The following is a 23,105-nucleotide window of genomic DNA, read 5'->3' as shown; positions in this document are numbered from 1 at the left end:
AGACCCCCCTCGCGACCTCCCCCATTACATGGGGAGGGGCGCGGTGGGGTCTTGCGCCGGGCCGGCCCTCGGGCTCGCGCCAAAGCCGGCGGCGAAGCGCAGTCCGTCGATGTCTTGGCGCCGCTGGGCCGGCGCCGGGGAGGCGGTCGAACGCACCCGACAACGGTCCGCATGGGTCGCGCTCACAGGCCGCCGGTGTTACTCCAGCCCTGCCACAAAGGCGTCGTAGGCCTCCTGGTCCATCAGGTCGTCGAGTTCGCCGGTGTCCTCCAGCGTCATCTTGAAGAACCAACCGTCGCCCATGGGGTCGTCGTTGACCGTGCCCGGGGCGTCGGCCAGGGCCTCGTTGCCCTCGGTGACGGTACCGGAGGCGGGCGCATAGACCTCGCTGGCGGCCTTGACCGATTCGATCACCGCCGCCTCGTCGCCCTTGGCCAGGGTCTTGCCCTCCTCGGGCACCTCGACGAAGACGATGTCGCCCAGCTGCTTCTGGGCATAGTCGGTGATGCCCACGGTGGCGGTCTCGCCGTTCACGGCGAGCCATTCATGGTCCTCGGTGTAGTAGAGCGTCGTCATGATGGATGGTCCCCCAAAATCAGCACGATGGAATGAATGGACGGGATGGTGTGGCGTGAGCGCGGCGAGTCACGCCGCGCCTCCCCCTGCAACTAGCCCCTGAATTGGCGCGGCGGCGTGAACGGCAGCGCCACGACCTGGGCGGGCAGGTCCTTGCCCCGCACCCGCAAGGCAACGCGGGTGCCCGGCTTCGCCAGCCAGGGCGGCACATACCCCATGGCGACCGGCCCACCGACCGTGGGGCCGTAGCCGCCGCTGGTGACCATCCCCACGGCGGTCCCGTCGGCGTCGATCACCTCGGTGCCGGCGCGGGCCGGCGCGCGCCCCTCGGGGCGCAGGCCCACCCGGCGGCTGGGCGGACCGCCCCGAAGCTGCTCCAGGATGGTTCGGGCGCCGGGGAAGTCGCCGGCCTCGCGTCGTGTCTTGCCGATGGTCCAGGCCAGATCGGCCTCGATGGGCGAGGTGCTTTCGGTGATGTCCGACCCGTACAAGCACAAGCCGGCCTCCAGGCGCAACGAATCGCGCGCCCCCAGCCCGGCCGGGGCCACGTCTTCGTGCTCCAGCAGAGTGCGGGCCAGCCGCTCGGCGGCCTCGGCCGGAACGCTGATCTCATAGCCGTCCTCGCCGGTATAGCCGGAGCGGGTGACGAAGCACGGCGCCCCCATCAGCTCGACCGCGCGGGCGTCCATGAAGCGCATGTCGGCCACCTCGGGCGCCAGCGCGGCCAGCACACCGGCCGCCGCCGGACCCTGCAGCGCCAAAAGGGCGTGATCCTCCAGCACGGTGACCTCGACCTCCGGCAGGTGCGTGCGCAGGTGGTCGACGTCGGCCTCCTTGCGGGCAGCGTTGAGCACCGCGAATAGATGGTCGCCGGCGTTGGCCACCATCAGATCATCAAGGATGCCGCCGGCGTCGTTGGTGAACAGGGTGTAGCGCTGCCGTCCCGGCTTCAGGGCGCGGATGGCGCCCGGCACCAACCGTTCCAGCGCCGCCGCCGGGTCGGCGCCGGTCAGCCGCACCTGCCCCATATGCGAGACGTCGAACAGACCGGCCTTGGCGCGGGTGTGGGTGTGCTCGGCCAGCACGCCGGCGGGATACTGCACCGGCATGGCATAGCCGGCGAAGGGCACCATGCGCGCGCCCAGTTCGCGGTGCAGGGCGTCCAACGGCACGGTGCGCAGCGGCGTCTCGGCAGAGGGGGACTCGGCCATGGCGCGGGTTCCTTGATCTGGGGGCCTCCCTCGCGCGCGGGCGGGGACGACCCGAGGGGCCTCGGCCACCGCCCGATCCACCGCGACTCCCCGCGCGGACACCGGCGATGGTGCTGCCCCCCTCTGTCTCGGAACCTGAAAGATTGACCGCCACGCCATGGGATGCCCTGGGGGCGACGGCTTTCATCTTCGGTGAGGCGCGCGCTCATGGCGCCCGCCCGCTTTCCAGAGGCCCCGCGACCGCGCGGTCCTTTTGCCTGAGAGTTTCCGGGGGCGGTTGCTCCTTCGGCGCCGGCCGCCGTGTCCGCCACTGGGGACAACGGGCCGGTCTCTCCCACGCGGTCGATCCGGGTTCGACCGCAAAGAATAGACATGCGCGGGGCAAGGTCAACCGGGCAATGGCCGACCACCGTCCTTCCCAGCGGGCGCGGTGTGTGCAACAAGGGCGGCATTGGCCCGGATTTCCACCGGTCCTCCCCTGCAGAAAAGAGGCCGCCTTGGCCCCCAGAACGCGCTCCGCCCCGCCCCTGATCGTCCTGCCCGCCCGCATGGCCTCCACCCGCCTGCCGGGCAAGCCGATGGCCGACATCGCGGGGGAGCCGATGATCGCCCACGTGGTCGCGCGCGCCCTGGACGCCCACGTCGGTCCCGTGGTCGTCGCCTGCTGCGAGGAAGAGGTGGCCCGCGCCGCCAGCCGCGCCGGCGCCCGGACGGTTATGACGGACCCGGACCTGCCCTCGGGATCGGATCGGGTGTGGGCGGCCGTTCAGTCCGCCGACCCGGACGGCCGGCATGATCTGATCATCAACCTTCAGGCCGACCTGCCGACCCTGGATCCGGTGCTGCTGCGCGATGTGCTGGCACCCATGGCCGATCCGGCGGTGGACATCGCCACCCCGGTGGCGCGCATCACCGATCCCGCCGAGATCGCCGACCCGGGCGTGGTCAAGGCTGCCGTCGGCCTCGGCCCCGGCCGGCGCGTCGGTCGCGCCCTGTACTTCAGCCGCCTGCCGGTGCCCTGGGGCGAGGGGCCGCACTACCATCACATCGGCCTGTATGCCTATCGCCGCGCCGCCCTGGCCCGATTCGTGGCCCAGCCGCCCACGGTGCTGGAACGCCGCGAGCGCCTGGAGCAGTTGCGCGCGCTCGAGGCGGGGATGCGCATCGACGCCGTTCTGGTGGACACGGTGCCCTTGGGCGTGGACACGCCCCAGGATCTGGAGACGGCGCGCCGGCTGCTGGGGGCGGGCGCGTCGTGACGGCGCGGCTGGCGCAGCGGCCCTTGGGGCGCAGTGGCCGCACGGTCTCGGCGCTCGGCCTGGGCTGCGCCAGCTACTGGGCCAAGCCGCGGTTCCCAGAGGCGCGCGCCCGCGCGGTGCTGGCGGCGGCGTTGGAGGCCGGCATCACCCTGTACGACACCGGGGCCTCGTACGCCCATGGCCATGCCGAGGTGCGGTTGGGGCGACTGCTGCGCGAGTTGGGGGCCGATCCCGACGCGCTGGTGATCGGCACCAAGGTCGGCACCGTGGCCGACCGGCGGGGACGGCTGGTCAAGGATTTCCGCCCCGAGTCGGTGACGGCCCAGGTCCGGGCCAGCCTGGAACGCCTGGGGCTGGAGCGTATCGCCCTGCTGCAATTGCACGGCCCGGAGCCGGACGACCTGACCGAGGAGTTGCTGTCCGCGCTGGAGCGCCTGCGCGACGACGGAGTGGTCGACCTGCTGGGCATCAACGGCTTCGCGCCGGTGATCCGTCACGCCACGGGCTTGGCGCCGTTCGATGTGCTGATGCCCTTCCTGTCGGTGATGGAGCCGGGCAACGCGGCGCTGGTCAGGGCGGCGGCGGAGACCGGACAGGGCGTGCTGGTGGCCGGACCGCTGGCCCGCATGGCCTTCGCCCCGCCGCTGGCCCGCTGGCTGACGCGGCCGAGCGGCCTGTGGTACCTCGCCCGCGCAGTGCGCCACGGGCCGGGGCCGCTGCTGCGGGCGCGGGCGCTGCGGCCGGCGTTGCGGGCGCCCGGCTGGACCCCGGCGGAGCTGGCGCTGGCCTGGGTGCTGGAACAGCCCGGCGTGGCCTCCGCCGTGTTCGGCACCACCACGCCGGCCCACGTCACCGCGCTGACCGAGGCGGCCCACCTGCCGCTGCCCGACACCGTGCGGGCGGCCGTGGCGCGGGTGCATGGACTGTAAGATCATGGACCGTTTTGCGGGTGGCCTGCGCGCAACCTAATCGAGAAAATCCGCAGGCGCTTTCCGTTCGCGGGAGACCAGGCCGGCACCGGTTGCGCAGGGCAATCGGGTGATACCGCCCGACGAAAAGCCCGCGAAGCGGGGCAATCCGCCGTGTGGCGGCGATGCGGCGGGTTGCGCCTTTGGCGCGAACCCGCCCTACGACGTCTCTACGACGTTTCGTATTTGGCCAAAGGCGCATTCACCCGATTGCCCTGCGGCGGGGGTGGTCAGGGCGGGGCCGATCTGGTAATCAGCGCTCTTGCGCGCCCGGCTATCGGGCGGTGCCTATCTGGCACCGCCGCCAGCCAGGCCATGGTCACGGCCCCGTAGCTCAACTGGATAGAGCACCGGTTTCCTAAACCGGGGGTTGCAGGTTCAAGCCCTGCCGGGGTCGCCACGCCCGCCCACCATCGGCGGGCGGACGGGCGGACGGGCCACCGGGGCCGCGCCCTGCCCAGCCGCCGGTCCCTACACCGGATCGTGGGCCGAGCGCTCCGGCACCTCCTGCAGGTCGAGCACCAGTTCGACCACGTCCTCCTCGACCATGCCGACGCGGCGGAAGCCCAGGTTCTCGCAGAAGTGCAGCATCCGCGTGTTGTCCTTCAGCACCTGGCCGATCATCTGCCGGGTGCCGCGCGCGCGGCTGTAGCGGATCATCTTCTCCAGCAGCGCCACACCCAGACCCGAGCCCTTCAGGTCGGAACGCACGACGATCGAGAACTCGGTGCGCTCGTTGTTGGAATCGGTGACCGTGCGCACCACGCCCAGGGTTTCCTCCTCGCCGTCCCTGTCGAGGTCGGCGCGGGCGATGAAGGCCATTTCGCGCTCGTAGTCGATCTGTGTGAGGCGGGCCATCTGGTCGTGTGGCAGTTCCTTGACGAGACCGAAGAAACGGAAGCGGATGTCCTCGGGCGTCAGGCGCGAGACGAACTCGTAGTGCTTGGGTTCGTCCTCCGGCCGGATCGGGCGCAGCAGCACCCGATGGCCACTGGCCATGGTGAACCACTCCTCCAGGTCCTTGGGATAGGCACGGATGGCCAGCCGGTGCGGTCCCTTCTTCTGCGTCGCGTCCAGCTTGATGCGGGCATCGACGGCCAGCACGCCGCGGCTGTCGGCGAACAGCGGGTTGATGTCCAACTCGACGATTTCCGGGACGTCGATGGCCAGTTGCGCCACCTTGATGAGGGTCAAGCAAATGGCGTCCAGGTCCGCCGCCGGCCGGTCGCGGTAGCCCTGGAGCCGTTTGTAGATGCGCGTGTTCACGATCAGGTTGCGGGCCAGGTTCATGTTCAGCGGTGGCAGCGTCACGGCGCGGTCGGCGATCACCTCGACGGCCGTGCCGCCCTCGCCGAACAGGATCACCAAGCCGAACACCGGGTCCGTGGTCACGCCGATGATCAACTCGTGCGCGCCCGGCCGGCGCATCATCTTCTGCACCGTGAAGCCGTCGATGTTGGCGTCCGGAAAGACCTGACTGACGCGGTCCAGAATGCCCTGGGCCGCGTGGCGCGTTTCTTCCGGCGTGTTCAGGTTGAGCACAACGCCGCCGACGTCCGACTTGTGGGTGATGTCGGGCGACAGGATCTTGACCACCACCGGGCAGCCCATGCGCTCGGCCACCTCGGCGGCCTCGTCGGGACCGCGCGCGATGTGCGTCTCGACCGTCGGGATCCCGTACGCCGCGAACACCGCCTTGGCGTCGGGCTCGGTCATCACGACGTGGCCCTTGGACATCGCCCCCTCGATGACCAGGCGGGCCGTGGTCGCCGCCGGCGTGAACTCCACCGGCAGCGACGGCGGCGTCTCCATCAACATCTTGCGGTTACGGGCGAAGGTCACCGTGTGCATGAAGGCCCGCACCGCCTGGTCGGGCGTATCGTAGCTGGGGATCGACGCCTGGGCGAACATGCGCCGCGCGTTGGCGACGGCCCCCTCGCCGACGAAGCAGGTGGTGATGTGCGCCTTCTTGTTCTTGGCGGTCAGGTCGATGACGCTTTGGGCGATCTCGTCCGGGCTGCTGACGGCGGTCGGGGCGTGCATGACCAGCACCGAGTCCACCTCCGGCGCCTGGAACAGAATCTCCATCGAGTCCGTATAGCGCTTGCCCGGCGCGTCACCGATGATGTCGATGGGGTTGGCGCGTGACCATGTCGGCGGCAACACCGAGTCGAGCTTGCCCACGGTCTCGTCCGACAGATTGGCCATAGTGCCGCCCATGTCGATCAGGTCATCGACCGCCATCACGCCGATGCCGCCGCCGTTGGTCATGATCGCCAGTCGCTCGCCGTGCAGACGACGCTGGTGGGCGACGGTTTCCACCGCCTGGAACAGTTCTTCCAGGTTGTACACGCGCAGGACACCGGCGCGGCGGAAGGCGGCATCGTAGATGTGATCGGCGCCGGCCAGGGCGCCGGTGTGCGAGGCCGCCGCCTTGGCGCCCTCGGCGACGCGGCCGGATTTGATGGCTAGCACCGGCTTGTTGCGGGACGCGGCGCGGGCGGCCGACATGAACTTGCGGGCGTCGCGCACGGCCTCGATGTACAGCAGGATGGCGCGGACGTCCGGATGCGTGCCCAGGTAGTCGATGGTGTCGCCGAAATCGACGTCCAGGTTGTCGCCCAGCGAGATGAAGTGCGAAAAGCCGATGCCGCGCGGCGTCGCCCAGTCCAGCACCGCCGTGCACAAGGCGCCCGACTGGCTGACGAAGGCCACCTTGCCCGGCTTCGCCGGCTCGTGCAGGAAGCTGGCGTTGAGGTTGACGCCCGGCACCAGCAGGCCGACGCAGTTCGGCCCCAACAGGCGCATTCCATAGCGGCCGGCGTTCTCCAGCATCCGTTCCTGGGCGGTGCGGCCCTCGTCGTCCTTCACCTGGCCCAGGCCGGCGGTGATGATGATGGCCGCCCGGACACCGCGGTCGCCCAGGGCCTCGACGACGCCGGGCACGGCCTTTGGCGGCACGCACACCACGGCCATGTCCGGGGTCACCGGCAGCGACGCCACGTCGGGATAGGCGAGCACACCGGCGATCGCCTTGTCCTTCGGATGGACGGGCATGATGGGGCCCTGAAACCCGCCCATCAGCAGGTTGCGCATCACCAGCGCCCCCACCGTCTTGGGGCGGTTGGAGGCGCCAATCACCGCGACCGACGTGGGGGCGAAGAGGCGGTCCAGATTGCGTGTGCTCATGATGATTCCCCTGACGCTGGGCCTGGTTGCCGGAACGGTGCGCCGAGGGTACGCGTTTTTCGCTGCACTGCAAGATCAACCGGCGCGCCGCCTCGCCCCTTCCCTACGCGCGGGATCAGGGATTGGCTCACTCAATCCGGTACGAACAGCTTGCCCTGAACCAACGCGACCAGCGTCCGCAGGAACACCGTGACGATCACCACGGTCGTCACGCTCACAAGGGTCCAGCAGATGACCGACATCTCGTCATAGCCATTGAGGTGATGGAACTCCATCGCCGCCACGGAAACCGCCGCCATGGGGAAGGTATAGGCCCACCAGGAGACGAAAAACGGCACGCGCAGGAACTGCCGGACCAGTGTGGCGTTCAGAAGCGTGATGAACAGGGCGAAATAGACCAACACGCGGGCAAAACCGTCCACGACGCCGCCATTCAGGGCCACATAGGACAGGAATCCGATGGCCGGCGGCGCGATCAGGATGAACAGCGTCGGGATGAACTTCGCCGGCAACTGGTCATGGAACACGATCCGGTAGAAGACGATCGTGAACAGCAGGATCCAGAACACCATGCCGATGGCGAAGAAGAACCATGAAATTTCATCATAGCCCAGCCGCGCGCCGCTCAAGGGCACCAGCACGTTGCCGACCACCGGGATGAACCAAGCGGGGTTGGAATGATTGATCTGTTGATTGTGCACGATCCAGCGGCTGATCAGGCGCAGCGTGAACACGAGGTGGAGCGCCGCGCCGACCGCCCACAGCCAGGACATGGCGTTGTGCGAATAGGGCTCGGCCGCCAGGGACAGCAGCAGCAGGCTGATCGAGACCGCCGGGAAGAAGCTCGACCGAACCGGGTGATTGAACTCGGCCTTCACCTCGCCGGCGTGCATCACCCACTTGAAGGCGTACAGGATGGCGATGGCCACGAAAGCCGCGGCCGCCACGCCCAGCACGATCTCGCCCACGAGGGCCGGAACCCCCAGCACGTGATGCGCCTTGCGCCACGTGATCCCCAGGCCGGCCGTGCCCATCACCAGAGCGAACAGGGGGATGGGAACGTGCATCAGCCAGTTCGAGCCGACCTTCTCTGCGTGGTCCGGCGTGGCGGACCCGACTCTTTCGGACATGGAAGCCCCTCCTCCTTTGCTGCGCGGTGTTTCGCGCGGACACGCGCTCTGTATATTTGATTGACCTAATATGCAAGCCGCGTGGCCACCGGCTCGGGCAGGCTCCCGGCCAGCGCCATCAGGCGCACCCGGAACAGCGTCGCGATGCTGTGCGCATCGGTGATGGCGCCGGTCTCCGCCATGCGCACGGCCTCGGCGAAGGGCACGCGGCGCACTTCCAGCTTTTCGGTGTCCTCGGGCTCGCTGGGGCCGGGGGTCAGATCCCAGGCCAGGAATGACACGCCCGCCTCGTCGCTGACGCAGTTCGACAGGTGCAGCCGCAGCACCTCGGCCCAGTGGCCGGCGATCAGGCCGGTTTCCTCGCGCAACTCGCGGCAGGCGGTGTCAAGTGGATCGGTGCCCAGCGGACACCCACCCTCGGGCAGTTCCCAGCTCCAGGCCTGCAACGGGTAGCGGAACTGGCCGACCAACGTCACCGTGCCGTCCGCGTCCACCGGCAGGACACAGACCGACAGGTTGCGGAAGTGCACGACTCCGTAGATCCCGGGGGAGCCGGCCGGCGTCAGCACCTGATGCTCGGTCACCTGAATCCACGGGTTCTCGTAAACCCGGTCGCTGGACAGGGTGGTCCAGGGATTGTGGTCGGGCTCACGCGTCATGGTTCGATCTTCCGGCAAGACGTGGCGCGGTGCGGTCGGCTGCCGCATCGGCCCAATCTACCGGCTGGATCGGGGCGGCGACTTGACGGAGCGCAATAGCCCCGTCTCCGTGCGATCCAGACGGACATTGCCGCGCCCCACCTCGCGTCGGCCCGTCGATCCAACCGCCACCCGACGCCCAGAGACGCGGGGTCGCCGGGTCCGGGAGGCGCCCGAGACACAGTCCTCCGAGCAAAGCGCGGACTGAAGCAGGCCATTGGGCCTATGCGGCGGGACGACTGGGCCGCGATCCGCCCTAGACTTTCCAGAACACGAACCCGGCCCACGCCAGGGCGATCGCCAGCCCGCCCCACAGCGGCGTACCGAAAAGCCCGAGCCATCCGAGAAAGATGAACGCGCTGCCGACGAGGGTGATGAACAGACGGTCGCCACGTGTGGTGTCGAGGCCGAACGCCCCCCGGCGTGGCGCGCCGCCGGGGACGAAATACTCCCACACGCCCATCGTGGCGATGGCGGCGGCGATGAACAGAAAGAAGGCGGCGGTCGGCCACGTCCAGGCCATCCAGCTCAGTCCCACGGCAGGCCCTCCCTTGATCCGTAGCGCCTACACACGCCCCAGGGCGAAGCCCTTGGCGATGTAGTTGCGCACGAAATAGATGACGAAGGCGCCGGGGACGATGGTCAGCGTCCCGGCGGCGGCCAGCAGTCCGAGTTCATAGCCCGAACTCGACGCCGTCCGCGTCATGGTGGCGGCGATCGGCTTGGCCTCGACAGCAGTCAGGGTCTTGGCCAGCAGCAGCTCGACCCACGAAAACATGAAGCAAAAGAAACAGGCCACGCCGATGCCGGCGGCGATGGTCGGCAGGAAGATGCGCACGAAAAAGTGCGGGAACGAATAACCGTCCACGTAGGCGGTCTCGTCCAGTTGTCGCGGCACGCCGGACATGAATCCCTCCAGGATCCACACCGCCAGTGGGATGTTGAACAGCGTGTGCGCCAGGGCCACGGCCAGATGCGTGTCGAACAGACCGACGGCGGAATACAGTTGGAAGAACGGCAGCGCGAACACGGCCACCGGCGCCATGCGGTTGGTCAGCAGCCAGAAGAACAGATGCTTGTCACCCAGGAAACGATAGCGCGAGAAGGCGTACGCCGCCGGCAGCGCCGCCGTGACCGAGATGACCGTGTTGATCGTGACGTAGGCCAGGGAGTTCACATAGCCCATGTACCACGTCGGATCGCTAAAGATCGTGATGTAGTTCTCAAGCGTGAACTCCCGGGGCCACAGTGTGAAGTCGCCGAGAATTTCGTTCGTCGTCTTGAACGACATGTTCAGCAGCCAGTAGATCGGCAGCATCACGAACAGGATGTACAGGGCGGGGACCAGCGGGCTCAGGCGTCTCATCACCGTTCCTCGTCGCGCATCATCAGGGTGTAGAAGATCCAGCTCAGGGCCAGGATGATCAGGAAGTAGATCAGCGACATGGCGGCCGCCGGCCCCAGATCGAACTGGCCCAACGCCAGCTTCACCAGGTCAATGGACAGCAGGGTGGTGGAATTGCCCGGGCCGCCGCCGGTCAAAACGAAGGGCTCGGTGTAGATGTTGAAGCTGTCCATGAAGCGCAGCAGCACGGCGATGGTCAGCACGCGCTTCATTTTCGGCAACTGGATGTGGCGGAAGATGGCCCAGGTGCTGGCGCCGTCGATCTTGGCCGCCTGATAGAATGCGTCGGGGATCGACACCAGCCCCGCATAGGCCAGCAGAACCACCAGCGACGTCCAATGCCACACGTCCATGGCGATCAGCGTGAACCAGGCCGCGCCGGGCTGGCGCGTGAAGTTGTAGTCGATGCCGAGGCCGTTCAGGACTTGCCCCAGCAGCCCGATCTCCGGCAGGGCGAAGATGTTCCAGATCGCCCCGACCACGTTCCACGGGATCAGCAGCGGCAGCGCCATGGTCACCAGACAAACCGGCACCCAGATGCCCCGCTTGGGCATGGTCAGGGCGATCACGACGCCCAACGGAATTTCGATCGCCAGAATGGTGAACGTGAACGTGAGCTGGCGCACCAGCGCGGCATGGAACCGCTCGGAATGCAGCACGTCCTCGAACCAGATCAGCCCGGCCCAGAAGAACGTGTTGTCGCCGAACGTCTCTTGCACCGAGTAGTTCACCACCGTCATCAACGGGATGAAGGCGTTGAAGGCGACCAGGACCAGCACCGGCAGGACCAGGAACCAGGCCTTGTGGTTGACGGTCTTGTTCATGGCGTTCCTCCGTCCGGGACCAGCCAGCCGTCCGCGTAAAGCCGTGTTTTCTCGGGGGCCAGGGCCAGCCGCGCGCCGTCGGCGGGGATCTCCACGCCTTCGCTGACCAGAGCCTTGATCACGAAGCCGTTCAAACACGTGTGCACGACCCGGTAGCGCCCCGCGTCGCTGACCTTGAGGATCTCGACCGGTACGCCGGTCTCGGCGCCGCGATCGGCCAGGTCGATGAACTCGGGACGCACGCCGATCTCCAGACGCCCGGCGGCCGAGGTCACGGGGTTGGCAATGGGGATGGCGTGGCCCTCCACCACGGCCTTGCCGCCCTCCAGGGTGCAGGGCAGCACGTTCATGCCGGGCGAGCCGATGAAATGGCCGACGAAGGTGTGCTGGGGACACTCGAACAGGTCCACCGGCGTGCCGATCTGCACCACCTGGCCTTCGTTCATGACCATGACCTGCTCGGCGAAGGTCAGGGCCTCGGTCTGGTCGTGGGTGACGTAGACCATGGTCAGCCCCACGCGCTGGTGCAGTTCCTTGAGCTTGGACCGAAGCTGCCACTTGAGATGCGGATCGATGACCGTCAGCGGTTCGTCGAACATGACGATGTTGACGTCTTCTCGGACGAGGCCCCGGCCCAGGGAAATCTTCTGCTTGCCGTCGGCGGTCAGGCCCCGGGCCCGCCGGCCCAGCATGTCGGTCAACTCCAGCATGTCGGCGATCTCGCGCACGCGGGCCTTGACGCGCGTCTCATCCACACCCCGGTTGCGCAGGGGAAACGCCAGATTATCGTGCACCGTCATGGTGTCGTAGATCACCGGGAACTGGAACACCTGGGCAATGTGGCGCTGGTCCGGCGGCTGGTCGGTGACGTCGCGGTCGTCGAACAACACCCGGCCCTCGGTCGGCCGCAGCAGGCCCGAGACGATGTTCAGCAGCGTCGTCTTGCCGCACCCGGACGGCCCCAGCAGCGCATAGGCGCCGCCGTCCTCCCACGTCTCGTCCAGGTGCTGAAGCGCCCAGTCCGCCCTGTCGTCGCGGGTCGATCCGTAGGAGTGGCGGACCCCCGCCAAGGTGATTTTCGCCATGCTTCCCCCTGGGCCCACCGGTCTGGTCGCCGCGCCCCGCTCAGCTCAGGCGGCGATCCGCGCGCCATCGGGCTCGAAATAAAGACCCTGGGCCACGTCCATATGCAGGCGCGCGACCTGACCAACCGGGACCGCGTGAATGCCGTGGGATTGAGAGACCCAGGGTGCGGCTCCGTCATCGGCGCCAAGACGGAAATGGACGACACTTTCCGAGCCGCTCAACTCTGTGACCAGCACCATGCCGTCGATGGCCACCGGATGGGTCCCGTCCGGAGCCAGCGTGACGTGATGCGGCCGGATGCCGAAGACATACGCGCCATCCGGCAGCGCCTGGATGGGCGGCGGCGCCGTCCAATCGGTGTGCTCGCCCAGGCGAATCGTCGCGCCGTCCTTGGTGACGGGCGCCGTATTGATGGGCGGTTCGGAAAAGACCTGCGCGCTCGTCAGGGTGCCGGGTCGGCGGTAGACCTCGCCGGTCGGACCGAACTGGGCCACGCGCCCCTGAAACACCGTCGCGGTATTACCCCCGAGCAGCAGTGCTTCGACCGGTTCGGTGGTGGCGTAGACGACGACACAGTCCCGGTCCGCGAACAGGCGCGGCAACTCGTCGCGCAGTTCCTCGCGCAGCTTGAAGTCCAGGTTGGCCAAGGGCTCGTCGAGCAGCACGAGGCTGGCGTCCTTGACCAGCGCCCGCGCCATGGCGCACCGCTGTTGCTGGCCGCCGGACAGCTCCGACGGGCGCCGCCCCAGCAGGGGCGTGAGCTTCAGAAGGTCCGCCATCCGTTCGACGCGGGCCTTGATCTCGGCCTTCGGCATCCGCGCGACCCGCAGCGGCGAGGCGATGTTCTCGAACACCGACATGTTCGGGTAGTTGATGAACTGCTGGTGCACCATGGAAACGTTGCGCTTCTGCACGGGCATCCCGGTGACGTTGACGCCGCCGAACCACACTTCGCCGGCGGTCGGGCGCTCCAGGCCGGCCATGAGCTGCATCAGCGTGGTCTTGCCGGCGCCCGTCGTGCCCAGAAGGATGTTGAAGACGCCGGGCTCGAGCGTCAGGTCGGTGGGGTAGATGTGGGTTTCCCCGCCCACCTGCTTGCTCACGCCCTTGAGGTCCAGAGGCATGGTTCGGCTGCCCTCGCGGTTCGTCTGGCCGGCACAAAGGAGAGCTGATCGGGCCACGTCATTGCGAGCCCCGCCTTTTTTTTCGCGTCGCGAAATTGGCGGGGCGAAGCAATGCAGGGCGGGTCGGATGACGGTGTCCGTTGCCCTGGATTGCTTCGTCGCTTCGCGCCTCGCAATGACGACATCTTATCCGCAGTGGACTCGGACCCTATTGCTCGGCCCAGCGCTCGACGAGCGCGTCGTAGTCGACGGTCTCGCCCGGTGGCTTCTCGTTCTCCAGCGCCGGCTTGGCGCCGCCGTGACCGATCCACTCGTCGGGATCCTTCGGCTCGTTCAGGCGCGGCCCGCAGCCGCCGTAGGTGTCGTTGGCCTTGTCGGCCCGCTCCATGCGCGCCATCACCTGATCCATCTCGCTGGCGAGACGGTCCATGGCCTCCTGCGGGGTGAAGACGCCGGAGTTCACATCGCCGATCTGCTGCCACCAGATCTGGGCCAGCTTCGGATAGTCGGGCACGTTGACGCCCGTCGGGGTCCAAAGCACGCGGTCGGGCGAGCGGTAGAACTCGACCATGCCGCCCAGCTTCGGCGCGCGCTCGGTGAAGCTTTCATGCCGGATCGAGGAATCGCGGATGAAGGTCAGACCGACGTGGCTTTTCTTGGTGTCCACGGTCTTCGACACGACGAACTGGGCGTACAGCCATGCCGCCTTGCGGCGGTCCACGGGCGTCGACTTCAGGAACGTCCAGGAGCCGGCGTCCTGATACCCCAGCTTCATGCCCTCTTCCCAGTACGGGCCATGCGGTGACGGCGCCATCCGCCACAGCGGCATCCCCTCTTCGTCGACCGTGTTGTTGCCTTCGCTTTGCGGCGCGACCATCGAGGCGGTGAAGGCGGTGTACCAGAAGATCTGTTGCGCGACGTTGCCCTGCGACAGGGCCGGCAGCGACTGGTAGAAATCGTAGTCGGCGGCGGCCGGCGGCGCGTACTGGCGCAGCCACTCGTCCCACTTGCGAATGGCGTAGACGGCGGCCGCGCCGTTGGTGGCGCCGCCGCGACTGACCGAGGCGCCCGCGGGGTTACAAGACCCCTCTTCCATGCGGATGCCCCATTCGTCGATCGGCCGGCCGTTCGGCAGGCCCTTCGACCCCGCGCCGGCCATGGACAGCCAGGCATCCGTCATGCGCCAGCCAAGGTCCGGGGCGCGCTTGCCATAGTCCATGTGGCCGTAGACGCGGACGCCGTCGATTTCCTTGACGTGCTCGGTGAAGAACTCGGCGATATCCTCGTAGGCCGACCAGTTGACCGGCACGCCCAGGTCATAGCCGTACAGCTCCTTGAACTGGGCTTGCAGGTCCTCGCGGTCGAACCAGTCCTTGCGGAACCAGTACAGGTTGGCGAACTGCTGATCGGGAAGCTGGTACAGCTTGCCGTCCGGGCCGGTGGTGAACGACTTGCCGATGAAGTCGTCGATATCAAGCATCGGGTTGGTGACGTCGGCACCCTCGCCAGCCATCCAGTCGGTCAGGTTCATCGCCAGTTGCAGGCGCGAGTGCGTGCCGATGAGGTCCGAGTCGTTGACGTAGGCATCATACAGGTTGCGGTTGGTCTGCATCTGGGTCTGCACGGCTTGTACCACCTCGCCCTCGCCGAGCAGCTGGTGGTTGACCTTAATGCCGGTAATCTCCTCGAACGCCTGGGTCAGGACCCGCGACTCGTACTCGTGCGTCGGAATAGTCTCGGACAGGACGTTGATTTCCATGCCCTGGAAGGGTTCGGCGGCGTCGATGAACCACTGCATCTCGGCCAGCTGTTCGTCCCGGGACAGGACGGACGGTTGGAATTCGTCGTCGATCCATGTCTCCGCCTCCTCCATGCCGGCATATGCGGGCAGGGCGAACGCCACCATCACGCCGAACGCGACCGTGGCCGTCAGGGTGCCTTTCATCCCGTTCCTCCCATCAATTCGTTCTTGAAACAACACCGCATCATCAAACGAAACAAAGCGAACGTCAAGGCGACAATTTTCGTTGTTAAGGGCGCGATTTTTCGGGAAAATCATCTGGAAATGATCAAAAGTGAGCGAACGCGAAAGGCATTGGCCGCGTGAGCGAACTTTTTCGCGCCGCAACATGACGGAAGCGGGCGAAACGAACACCGGAACAGGGGGCGGTCCTGCCGCCGACGGGATGATGGAAACGCTTTCCCCACGGCAGTCGGACATTCTGTCCATCGCCCGGCGCGAGGCGCGGGTGACGGTGGACGGGCTGTCGTCGCGTTTCCAGGTGACGCCGCAGACCATTCGCAAGGACCTGAACGACCTGTGCGAACGCAATCTTCTGAAACGCGTGCATGGCGGCGCCATGCTGCCGTCCGGCGTGTCGAACCTGGGCTACGAGGCGCGCCGGCGCATGGCCGCCGAGGGCAAGCGGCGTATCGGCCGGCGCGTCGCCACTCTGATCCCCGACAACAGCTCGACCATCCTCAACATCGGCACCACCACCGAGCAGGTGGCCATGGCTCTGCGCGCCCACGAAGGCCTGATGACGGTCACCAACAACCTGAACGTGGCCAACATCCTGCGCGACGCCCCCGGGGTTCGAGTGGTGGTCGCCGGCGGCGTGCTGCGGGCGTTCGACGGCGGCATCATCGGCGACGCCACGGTGGCCTTCCTCTCGGACTACAAGGTGGACTTCGCGGTCATCGGCGCCTCAGCCATCGATCCCGATGACGGCACGGTGCTCGACTACGACCATGCCGAGGTGCGGGCCGCGCGCACCATCCTGTCCCACGCGCGCACCACCATTCTGGTGGCCGACGCCATGAAGTTCGAGCGCACCGCGCCGGTGCGCATCGCGCCCCTGACGGACATCGACATCTTCGTGACCGACCAGCCGCCGCCCGAGTCCATCCGCGACCTCTGCGAGGCCGGGGGCGTAAGACTCGAGGTCGCGCCCGAGGAGGAGGGCCCGTCGCCATGACCGACTCGCGGTCCGCATTCGATGTCTTCATCGTCGGCGGCGGGATTAACGGCACGGGCATCGCCCGGGACGCGGCCGGCCGGGGATTCTCCGTCGGCCTGTGCGAGATGAACGACCTGGCGAGTGGTACGTCGTCGTGGTCCACCAAGCTGATCCACGGCGGGTTGCGCTATCTGGAGCACTACGAGTTCCGCCTTGTCCGCGAGGCGCTGATGGAGCGCGAGGTGCTGTGGGCGATGGCCCCGCACATCATCTGGCCCTTGCGGTTCGTGCTGCCGCACCAAAAGGCCATGCGGCCCAAATGGCTGCTCCGCCTGGGGCTGTTCCTGTACGATCACCTGGGCGGTCGTAAGCGATTGCCGGGCACCCGCGTCCTCGACCTGCGCGCCGATCCGGCGGGAGTGCCGCTGCGGGCCGGCTTAGACACGGCGTTCGAGTACTCGGACTGCTGGGTGCAGGACGCCCGCCTGACCGTGCTAAACGCCCGCGACGCCGCCGATCGGGGCGCCGAGATCATGGTCCGCACCCAATGCCTCGGGCTGGAGCGCACCGACGGCACCTGGACGATCCGTCTGAAGGACACGGCGACGAGCCAAGAGCGCACGGTCTTGGCACGCTTGGTGGTCAACGCCGCCGGACCCTGGGTGGACATCTTCCTGCGCGGCCCCCTGGGCCGCGCCGACGCCCACAACGTGCGCCTGGTCCAGGGCAGCCACATCGTCGTCCCGCGCCTGTTCGACCACGACAAGTGCTACATTTTCCAGAACGCGGACCAGCGGATCGTCTTCGCCATTCCGTTCGAGCGCGACTTCACGCTCATCGGCACCACCGACCAGGAGTACATCGGCGATCCCGGCACGGCGCGGATCTCCCCGGATGAGATCGACTATCTGTGCCGGGCGGCCAGCGCCTATTTCGTGGCGCCGGTCACGCCGGATCAGGTGGTCTGGAGCTATTCCGGGGTGCGGCCGCTGTTCGATGACCACGCCGGCAAGGCGCAGGACGCGACCCGCGACTATGTGCTGCGGGCCGACCCGGGCGAAGGCGCGCCGCTGCTCAACATCTTCGGCGGCAAGATCACCACCTACCGCCGTCTGGCCGAGGCCATGCTGGAGCAGATCGAGGCGCGGCTGGGCCGGCGGGGCGGCCCCTGGACCCGCGACACGCCCTTGCCCGGGGGCGATTTCTGGGGGAGCGGGTTCGATGCCCTGGTGGACGGTCTTGCGTCCGCCTATCCCGATCTGCCGCGCGACCTGCTGTGGCGGCTGGCGCGCGCCTACGGCACCGCGGCCTGGACGATCCTGCGCGAGTCCGCCACTGTCGCCGATCTGGGCCGGCATTTCGGCGCCGACCTGTATGAGGCCGAGGTGCGCCACCTGATGGACCGCGAGTGGGCGCGCACAGCCGAGGATGTGCTGTGGCGGCGCTCCAAGCTGGGCCTGCGGCTGACGGCGGACGAGGCGGCCGCACTGGAGGACTGGATGGCGCATCCCCAGGCGCCGCCGGACAGGGAGGAACACACGCCATGAGCGGATACGTCCTGGCCATCGATCAGGGAACGACGTCGACCCGGGCCATCGTCTTCAACGACCGCTATGCGGTCACCGGCACCGGCCAGAGGGAATTCACGCAGCACTTCCCGCGCTCGGGCTGGGTCGAGCACGCGCCGGCCGACCTGTGGAACACGACCGTCGAGACCGTGCGCCTCGCCCTCGCCGACGCGGGTCTGTCGGCCGGCGACATCGCCGCCATTGGCATCACCAACCAGCGCGAGACGACCCTGATCTGGGACCGCAAGACCGGCCAGCCGATCCACCGTGCCCTGGTCTGGCAGGACCGCCGCACGGCGGATCTATGCGCGCGCTACGACACCGACGGCCTGGAGCCGCTGATCACCGAACGCACCGGCCTGATTATCGACCCCTACTTCTCGGGCTCCAAGATCGCCTGGCTGCTGGATACCGTGGAGGGCGCGCGGGGCCGCGCCGAGGCTGGGGAACTGGCGTTCGGCACCGTCGATTCCTGGCTGATCTGGAACCTCACCAGCGGGAAAAGGCACGTCACCGACGCCACCAACGCGTCGCGCTCCATGCTCTATGACATCGGCCGGGGCGACTGGGACGACGACCTGCTGAAGGCGCTCAACATCCCGCGCGCGTTGATGCCCGAGGTGCTGGACTGCGCCGCCGACTTCGGGTCCACCGATCCGGCGATCTTCGGCGTTTCCATTCCGATCCGGGGGGTGGCCGGGGACCAGCAGGCGGCCGTGGTCGGGCAGGCCTGCTTCGAGCCCGGCATGATCAAGTCCACCTACGGCACCGGCTGCTTCGCCCTCATCAACACCGGAACCGACCGGGTGGTCTCGACCAACCGCCTGCTGACCACCATCGGCTACCGGCTGGACGGCCGCACGACCTACGCCCTGGAAGGCGCCATCTTCATCGCCGGGGCCGCCGTGCAATGGCTGCGCGACGGCCTGGGCATCATCGACCGCGCCGATCAGTCCGGTCCGCTGGCCGCCGAGGCCGACCCGGAGCAGGCGGTCTATCTGGTGCCGGCCTTCACCGGCCTGGGCGCGCCCCACTGGGACCCGCACGCGCGGGGCGCGCTGTTCGGCCTGACCCGGGCGACGGGGCCGAAGGAACTGGCGCGGGCCGCTTTGGAGTCCGTGTGCTACCAGACCGCCGACCTGCTGGAGGCGATGCACAAGGACTGGTCCGTCGAGGGCGAACGTACGGTCCTACGCGTCGACGGCGGCATGGTGGCCAGTGACTGGACCATGCAACGTCTGGCCGACCTCCTGGGCGCGCCGGTGGACCGGCCCGTGGTGCTGGAGACGACGGCCCTCGGCGCCGCCTGGCTGGCCGGGCACAAGGCCGGCGTCTGGCCCGACGCGGCGGGCTTCGCCGAAGGCTGGCGGCGGGAACGTCGGTTCGAGCCGGCGATGGCGGTCGAGGATCGCGACGGTCGGCTGGCGGGGTGGCGCGACGCGGTCCGCCGCACGTTGACCTGACGCTGCCCCAAGACGGTGGCGACCTCAGATAGCCCGCTGCCGACCAACACACTCGGCCCTGGCGACGATATCATCTCCTCTGGACGGGGACCACGATCACCGATGTGGTCTCGTACAAGCGGCTGATCAGGTGGAACAGGCGCCGGGGCCCGGCCCTTCGTAGCCGCTCCGATGACCCTGGCCGAGGCCATGGCCAACGACCCGGATCTGATCGAGCGAGCGGCGGCGCGCCTGATGGCGACGCTGCGGCTGGGGGGCACCCTGGGCGCGGGGTAACGGCTCACGCCACCCGGTCGCCCGGGGCCTCGCCGCGCAGCAGCACGGCGTCCAGGTTGTCCAGCGCGCGGAACCCCATGGCCTCGCGCGTCTCCACCGTCGCGCTGCCCAGGTGCGGCAGCAGGAAGGTGTTGGGCAGATCGCGGTAGCCCGGATTGACGGCGGGCTCGCCGGTGTAGACGTCCAGGCCGGCGGCGGCGAGGTGGCCGCTCTTCAGGGCGGCGATCACCGCCGCGTCATCAAGCACGGGGCCGCGCGCGGTGTTGACCAGGATCGCGCCCCGGGGCAGCAGCGCGATGCGCTCCGCGTTCATCAGGCCAGTGGTCTCAGGCGTGGCCGGGCAGTGCAGGCTGAGAAATTCACACTGCGGCAACAGGGCCTCGACCGTGTCGTGGAACACCGCACCCTCCGCCTGATGCGGCGGCAGCGGGGCGCGGTCGTTGTAGTGGATGGTCATGTCGAAGGCGCGGGCGCGTTTCGCCACGGCGCGGCCGATGCGGCCCATGCCGACGATGCCCAGGCGCTTGCCGGTCACATGAGTGCCCATCATATGCGTCGGCGCCCAGCCGGCCCATGCGCCGGCGCGCATCAGGGCGTCGCCCTCGCCGGCCCGGCGCGCGGCGCCCAGCAGGCACAGCATGGCGATGTCCGCCGTGGCGTCGGTGAGAACGTCGGGGGTGTTGGTGACGACAATGCCGCGCGCGCGGGCGGCGTCGAGATCAACGTGGTCGAAGCCCACCGAGAAGGTGGCGATCACCCGCACCGAGTCCGGCAACGCGTCGATGACGGCCGCCGAGACCGCGTTGCCGGGCGCCACCAGCAGGCCGTCGGCGCCGGCCGCGTGGGCCACCAGGGCGTCGCCGCCCAGCGGCGGGTGATCGACCGGAGCGGGGCGGACGTCGTAATCGCGGGCGGCACGGGCCTCGACCGCGTCGGGCAAAGTGCGGGCCAGGGCCAGCACGGGCTTGGTGGGCATGGGGGTCTCCTTTGCCTGAGGATCGCCGGCCGGGGCGCGGATCATGGCCCGCCCTCGCGGGCCCGCAGTAGGTCGGTCAGCAGGGCGGAGGCACGCTGGCGGTGCCTGCGATGAGTCCGCCGCGCCCGGTCGGGGTCGCGCTGGCGGATGGCGTCGACCACCTTTCGATGATCCTGGTTCGAGCGGGTCGGTTTCGGGCGCATGGTCAACGTGACCATGCGCACCCGGTGGGTCCGCTCGACATAACCCTCGACCAGGGCCGTCAGGCGGGCGTTGCCCGACAGCTCGGTCAGTCGGGCGTGGAACTCTTCGTCGGCGCGCGCCCAGCGCCGCAGATCGTTCGCGGCGAGGGCAGCGTCCATTTCGGCAACGCAGACGTCCAGGGTGGCGATCTCGTCCTCGGACAGACCCCGCTCCGCCGCCAGCCCGGCGGCGGTCGACTCCAGGGCGGTCAGGATGTCGTAAATCTCGCGCATGTCATCGGCGGAAATGGGCAGAACCCGCATCCCGTGGCGCGGCCGGATCTCCACCAACCCGTCCCGTTCGAGCTGCACCATCGCCTCGCGCACGGGCGTGCGGCTCATGTTCAGGGATTCCGCCAGTTCCTGTTCGAGAAGCTGCGCGCCGGCCGGCAGGTCGTTGTCAAGAATGCGGCGTTTGAGGACCTGATAGGCCTCGTCGGCGCGCGACAGGCGCGTCGCGCCCGAGTCCGCGTCTTCAACCGGCGTCTTCTGGTCTGCGGTTCCGGTTTCCATGGGCCCATCATCACGTTGATTGGCGTTGTTCCTTTGAACGTTCCCGATCCGATCGGACCATTCCGGCGCCCGGCACGGCGCAAAAGAATCAGTTGCAACGGCACTTTGGCATCATATCGCCCTTGCCCCCTGGCGTCACGGGTCCGCCTTTTCGCGCCGTATGGACTGTGACCGTCATTTGACTCGCATCCTCTAATGCATACACTACCGCATCCGTTGTCGGATGCAAGAGAGCGTCTCGGCCTGCTGGCGCGAACCGTCCGGGCAGGCTTTCCCGTCACCCCAAAAACCCGATCCCGGGGGAGGAACACATGGTTCGTTTGCGCCCATTGTCGACGGCCCTGATCGCGACCACGACGGCCGCGTCGCTGGCCCTTGCCGCGTCCTCGGCCGGCGCCCAGGAGTATCCGACCCGCGACATTACAAACGTCGTCGTCTGGTCGGCCGGCGGCGGCACCGATGTCGCCAACCGCGTGGTCTCCGAGCACATGGCCCAGGCGCTCGGCGTCAACATCAACGTGACCAACCGCCCCGGCGGAGTCGCGGGGTCGCTCGGCATGAGCTACGGCTATCAGCAGCCGGCCAACGGCTACACCATCGTCGGTCTGTCCGAGAGCTGCGTGACCGCCGCCGTGCAGGGCGGCTGGGATCAGCGTTTTGAGGTCTGGTATCCGTTCATCATTGGTGGCTCGCCGGACGTGATCTCGGTCAACCCCGACTCGGGCTTCGAGACCCTGGCCGATCTGGTCGAGGCCGCCGGGTCCGGTGACATCAACGCCGCCGCCGGTGGGGCCGGGTCCATTCACCACCTGAACCTGCTGGCGCTGGAAAAGGGCACCGGCGCCGACTTCAACTTCATCCCCTATCCGGGATCGGCCCCGGCGCAGACCGCCGCCATGACGGGCGAGGTCACCATCGTCGTCACCTCGCTGGCCGAACAGCAACAGCTCATTCGCGGCGGCCGTCTGAAGCCCCTGGGCATGTTGACTCCGGACAGCTTTGACCTGGCCGACCATGGCACCATTCCGTCGGCGTTCGATGCCTACCCGGACCTGGCGGAATACCTGCCGATCTCGCAGGCCATCGGCATGGCCGTCCGCGCCGATGCCCCGGACGAGGTCAAGGCCAAGCTGACCGAGGCCTTCGACGCCGCCCTGGCGACGCCCGAAGTGCAGAAATGGGCCGAGGAGAACTACTACATCCTGTCCGGCCAGACCGGCGCCGAGGCCAGCGAGACGTTCGCGGACCTGGAAAGCCTGTTCTCGTGGACCCTGTGGGAGCTGGACGCCGCCGAGGTGAACCCGGAGGAACTGGGTATTCCAAAGCCGTAAGGCTGGCTCGGCGACGGTTGGGCGGGGCTTCGGCCCCGCTCAGCGCCTGCTTGCTTCCTTTGTCAACCCGATGCCCGCACACGTTCAGGGAGCGCGCCATGAGCGACGATCCGACCGGGCGCGCCTTGCGCAAGGCCGACCTGTGGACCGGACTGGGGCTGGCGGCCCTGGCCCTGGCCATGCTGGCCGTCACCGCCACGTTCCCAATGACCGGCAGCTACGGCGGGGTCAAGAACGTCTGGTACGTCTCCCAGGGGAATCGCTTGAACGTCCTATGAGTGGCCGCACAGGACATCGCACATGTAA

At 68.1% G+C, this 23,105-nt stretch carries 20 protein-coding genes, 1 tRNA gene and 1 riboswitch; of the genes, 8 read left to right on the top strand and 13 right to left on the bottom strand.

Going from position 1 to position 23,105, the window contains the following annotated elements; genetic code table 11:
• Window positions 1-198: 198 nt before the first annotated feature.
• Window positions 199-576, bottom strand: coding sequence for a glycine cleavage system protein GcvH (gene gcvH, locus Q0309_RS05255; protein WP_299438194.1), 378 nt, complete (start codon window positions 574-576; stop codon window positions 199-201).
• Window positions 577-668: 92 nt separating this feature from the next.
• A complete protein-coding gene (gene gcvT, locus Q0309_RS05250; protein ID WP_299438192.1) occupies window positions 669-1,787 on the bottom strand; it encodes a glycine cleavage system aminomethyltransferase GcvT in 1,119 nt (372 codons plus the stop codon).
• A 235-nt stretch (window positions 1,788-2,022) separates the two neighbouring features.
• Window positions 2,023-2,134: riboswitch (glycine riboswitch) on the bottom strand.
• Window positions 2,135-2,284: 150 nt separating this feature from the next.
• Between gcvT and Q0309_RS05245 the strand changes: the two genes are divergently transcribed.
• From Q0309_RS05245 to Q0309_RS05235, 3 genes are all read left to right on the top strand, one after another.
• Window positions 2,285-3,046, top strand: a complete 762-nt coding sequence (locus tag Q0309_RS05245; protein WP_299438190.1) for a 3-deoxy-manno-octulosonate cytidylyltransferase — start codon at window positions 2,285-2,287, stop codon at window positions 3,044-3,046.
• Window positions 3,043-3,975, top strand: coding sequence for an aldo/keto reductase (locus tag Q0309_RS05240; RefSeq protein WP_299438188.1), 933 nt, complete (start codon window positions 3,043-3,045; stop codon window positions 3,973-3,975). Before Q0309_RS05245 ends, Q0309_RS05240 begins: the two co-directional genes overlap by 4 nt.
• Before the next feature lie 362 nt (window positions 3,976-4,337).
• Window positions 4,338-4,414: transfer RNA gene (locus Q0309_RS05235), tRNA-Arg, on the top strand.
• A 71-nt stretch (window positions 4,415-4,485) separates the two neighbouring features.
• Here Q0309_RS05235 and Q0309_RS05230 read toward each other — a convergent pair.
• From Q0309_RS05230 to Q0309_RS05190, 9 genes are all read right to left on the bottom strand, one after another.
• The gene (locus Q0309_RS05230) at window positions 4,486-7,203 is read right to left on the bottom strand and encodes a GNAT family N-acetyltransferase (protein WP_299438186.1); all 2,718 of its coding nucleotides are present in this window, start codon (window positions 7,201-7,203) and stop codon (window positions 4,486-4,488) included.
• A 131-nt stretch (window positions 7,204-7,334) separates the two neighbouring features.
• Window positions 7,335-8,333, bottom strand: a complete 999-nt coding sequence (locus tag Q0309_RS05225; RefSeq protein ID WP_299438184.1) for an SLAC1 anion channel family protein — start codon at window positions 8,331-8,333, stop codon at window positions 7,335-7,337.
• 65 nt (window positions 8,334-8,398) lie between these two features.
• Entirely contained in the window at window positions 8,399-8,992 is a 594-nt protein-coding gene (locus tag Q0309_RS05220; RefSeq protein WP_299438182.1) for an NUDIX hydrolase, read from the bottom strand.
• A 295-nt stretch (window positions 8,993-9,287) separates the two neighbouring features.
• On the bottom strand, window positions 9,288-9,569 hold the full coding sequence (locus Q0309_RS05215) for a DUF2160 family membrane protein (RefSeq protein WP_299438180.1): 282 nt from the start codon (window positions 9,567-9,569) through the stop codon (window positions 9,288-9,290).
• Between the two features lie 27 nt (window positions 9,570-9,596).
• Entirely contained in the window at window positions 9,597-10,397 is an 801-nt protein-coding gene (locus Q0309_RS05210; protein ID WP_299438178.1) for a carbohydrate ABC transporter permease, read from the bottom strand.
• Window positions 10,397-11,260, bottom strand: a complete 864-nt coding sequence (locus Q0309_RS05205) for a carbohydrate ABC transporter permease (protein WP_299438176.1) — start codon at window positions 11,258-11,260, stop codon at window positions 10,397-10,399. Before Q0309_RS05205 ends, Q0309_RS05210 begins: the two co-directional genes overlap by 1 nt.
• Window positions 11,257-12,345, bottom strand: coding sequence for an ABC transporter ATP-binding protein (locus Q0309_RS05200; protein ID WP_299438174.1), 1,089 nt, complete (start codon window positions 12,343-12,345; stop codon window positions 11,257-11,259). The genes Q0309_RS05205 and Q0309_RS05200 overlap by 4 nt, the downstream gene beginning before the upstream one ends.
• A gap of 45 nt (window positions 12,346-12,390) precedes the next feature.
• Complete coding sequence (locus Q0309_RS05195) at window positions 12,391-13,470, bottom strand: ABC transporter ATP-binding protein (RefSeq protein WP_299438172.1); 1,080 nt, start codon at window positions 13,468-13,470, stop codon at window positions 12,391-12,393.
• Window positions 13,471-13,678: 208 nt separating this feature from the next.
• Window positions 13,679-15,415 (bottom strand): ABC transporter substrate-binding protein, encoded by a 1,737-nt coding sequence (locus Q0309_RS05190; RefSeq protein ID WP_299438170.1) that lies wholly within the window; start codon window positions 15,413-15,415, stop codon window positions 13,679-13,681.
• Window positions 15,416-15,656: 241 nt separating this feature from the next.
• Here Q0309_RS05190 and Q0309_RS05185 point away from each other — a divergent pair, with 241 nt between their 5' ends.
• From Q0309_RS05185 to glpK, 3 genes are read left to right on the top strand one after another with little or no spacing between them, the layout of a single operon-like run.
• A complete protein-coding gene (locus Q0309_RS05185; RefSeq protein ID WP_299438168.1) occupies window positions 15,657-16,448 on the top strand; it encodes a DeoR/GlpR family DNA-binding transcription regulator in 792 nt (263 codons plus the stop codon).
• On the top strand, window positions 16,445-17,977 hold the full coding sequence (gene glpD / locus Q0309_RS05180) for a glycerol-3-phosphate dehydrogenase (RefSeq protein ID WP_299438166.1): 1,533 nt from the start codon (window positions 16,445-16,447) through the stop codon (window positions 17,975-17,977). Before Q0309_RS05185 ends, glpD begins: the two co-directional genes overlap by 4 nt.
• Window positions 17,974-19,461: a glycerol kinase GlpK gene (gene glpK / locus Q0309_RS05175; RefSeq protein ID WP_299438164.1), complete on the top strand. Its 1,488-nt coding sequence runs from the start codon at window positions 17,974-17,976 to the stop codon at window positions 19,459-19,461. Before glpD ends, glpK begins: the two co-directional genes overlap by 4 nt.
• 280 nt (window positions 19,462-19,741) lie before the next feature.
• On the opposite strand, the gene Q0309_RS05170 is transcribed toward glpK, so the two are convergent.
• Window positions 19,742-20,713 carry a D-glycerate dehydrogenase gene (locus Q0309_RS05170; RefSeq protein WP_299438162.1) on the bottom strand — a complete coding sequence of 324 codons (972 nt, stop codon included), beginning with the start codon at window positions 20,711-20,713 and terminating at the stop codon, window positions 19,742-19,744.
• 41 nt (window positions 20,714-20,754) lie between these two features.
• Window positions 20,755-21,468, bottom strand: a complete 714-nt coding sequence (locus tag Q0309_RS05165) for a GntR family transcriptional regulator (protein WP_299438160.1) — start codon at window positions 21,466-21,468, stop codon at window positions 20,755-20,757.
• A 311-nt stretch (window positions 21,469-21,779) separates the two neighbouring features.
• Here Q0309_RS05165 and Q0309_RS05160 point away from each other — a divergent pair, with 311 nt between their 5' ends.
• Window positions 21,780-22,799, top strand: a complete 1,020-nt coding sequence (locus Q0309_RS05160) for a tripartite tricarboxylate transporter substrate binding protein (RefSeq protein WP_299438158.1) — start codon at window positions 21,780-21,782, stop codon at window positions 22,797-22,799.
• Window positions 22,800-22,897: 98 nt separating this feature from the next.
• A complete protein-coding gene (locus Q0309_RS05155) occupies window positions 22,898-23,077 on the top strand; it encodes a hypothetical protein (RefSeq protein WP_299438156.1) in 180 nt (59 codons plus the stop codon).
• Window positions 23,078-23,105: the final 28 nt, after the last annotated feature.

Source organism: uncultured Rhodospira sp. (assembly GCF_937138205.1).
Taxonomy (GTDB): domain Bacteria; phylum Pseudomonadota; class Alphaproteobacteria; order Rhodospirillales; family Rhodospirillaceae; genus Rhodospira.
Note: the sequence above shows the minus strand (reverse complement) of the source record. Positions and strands in the feature narration are given on the sequence as shown.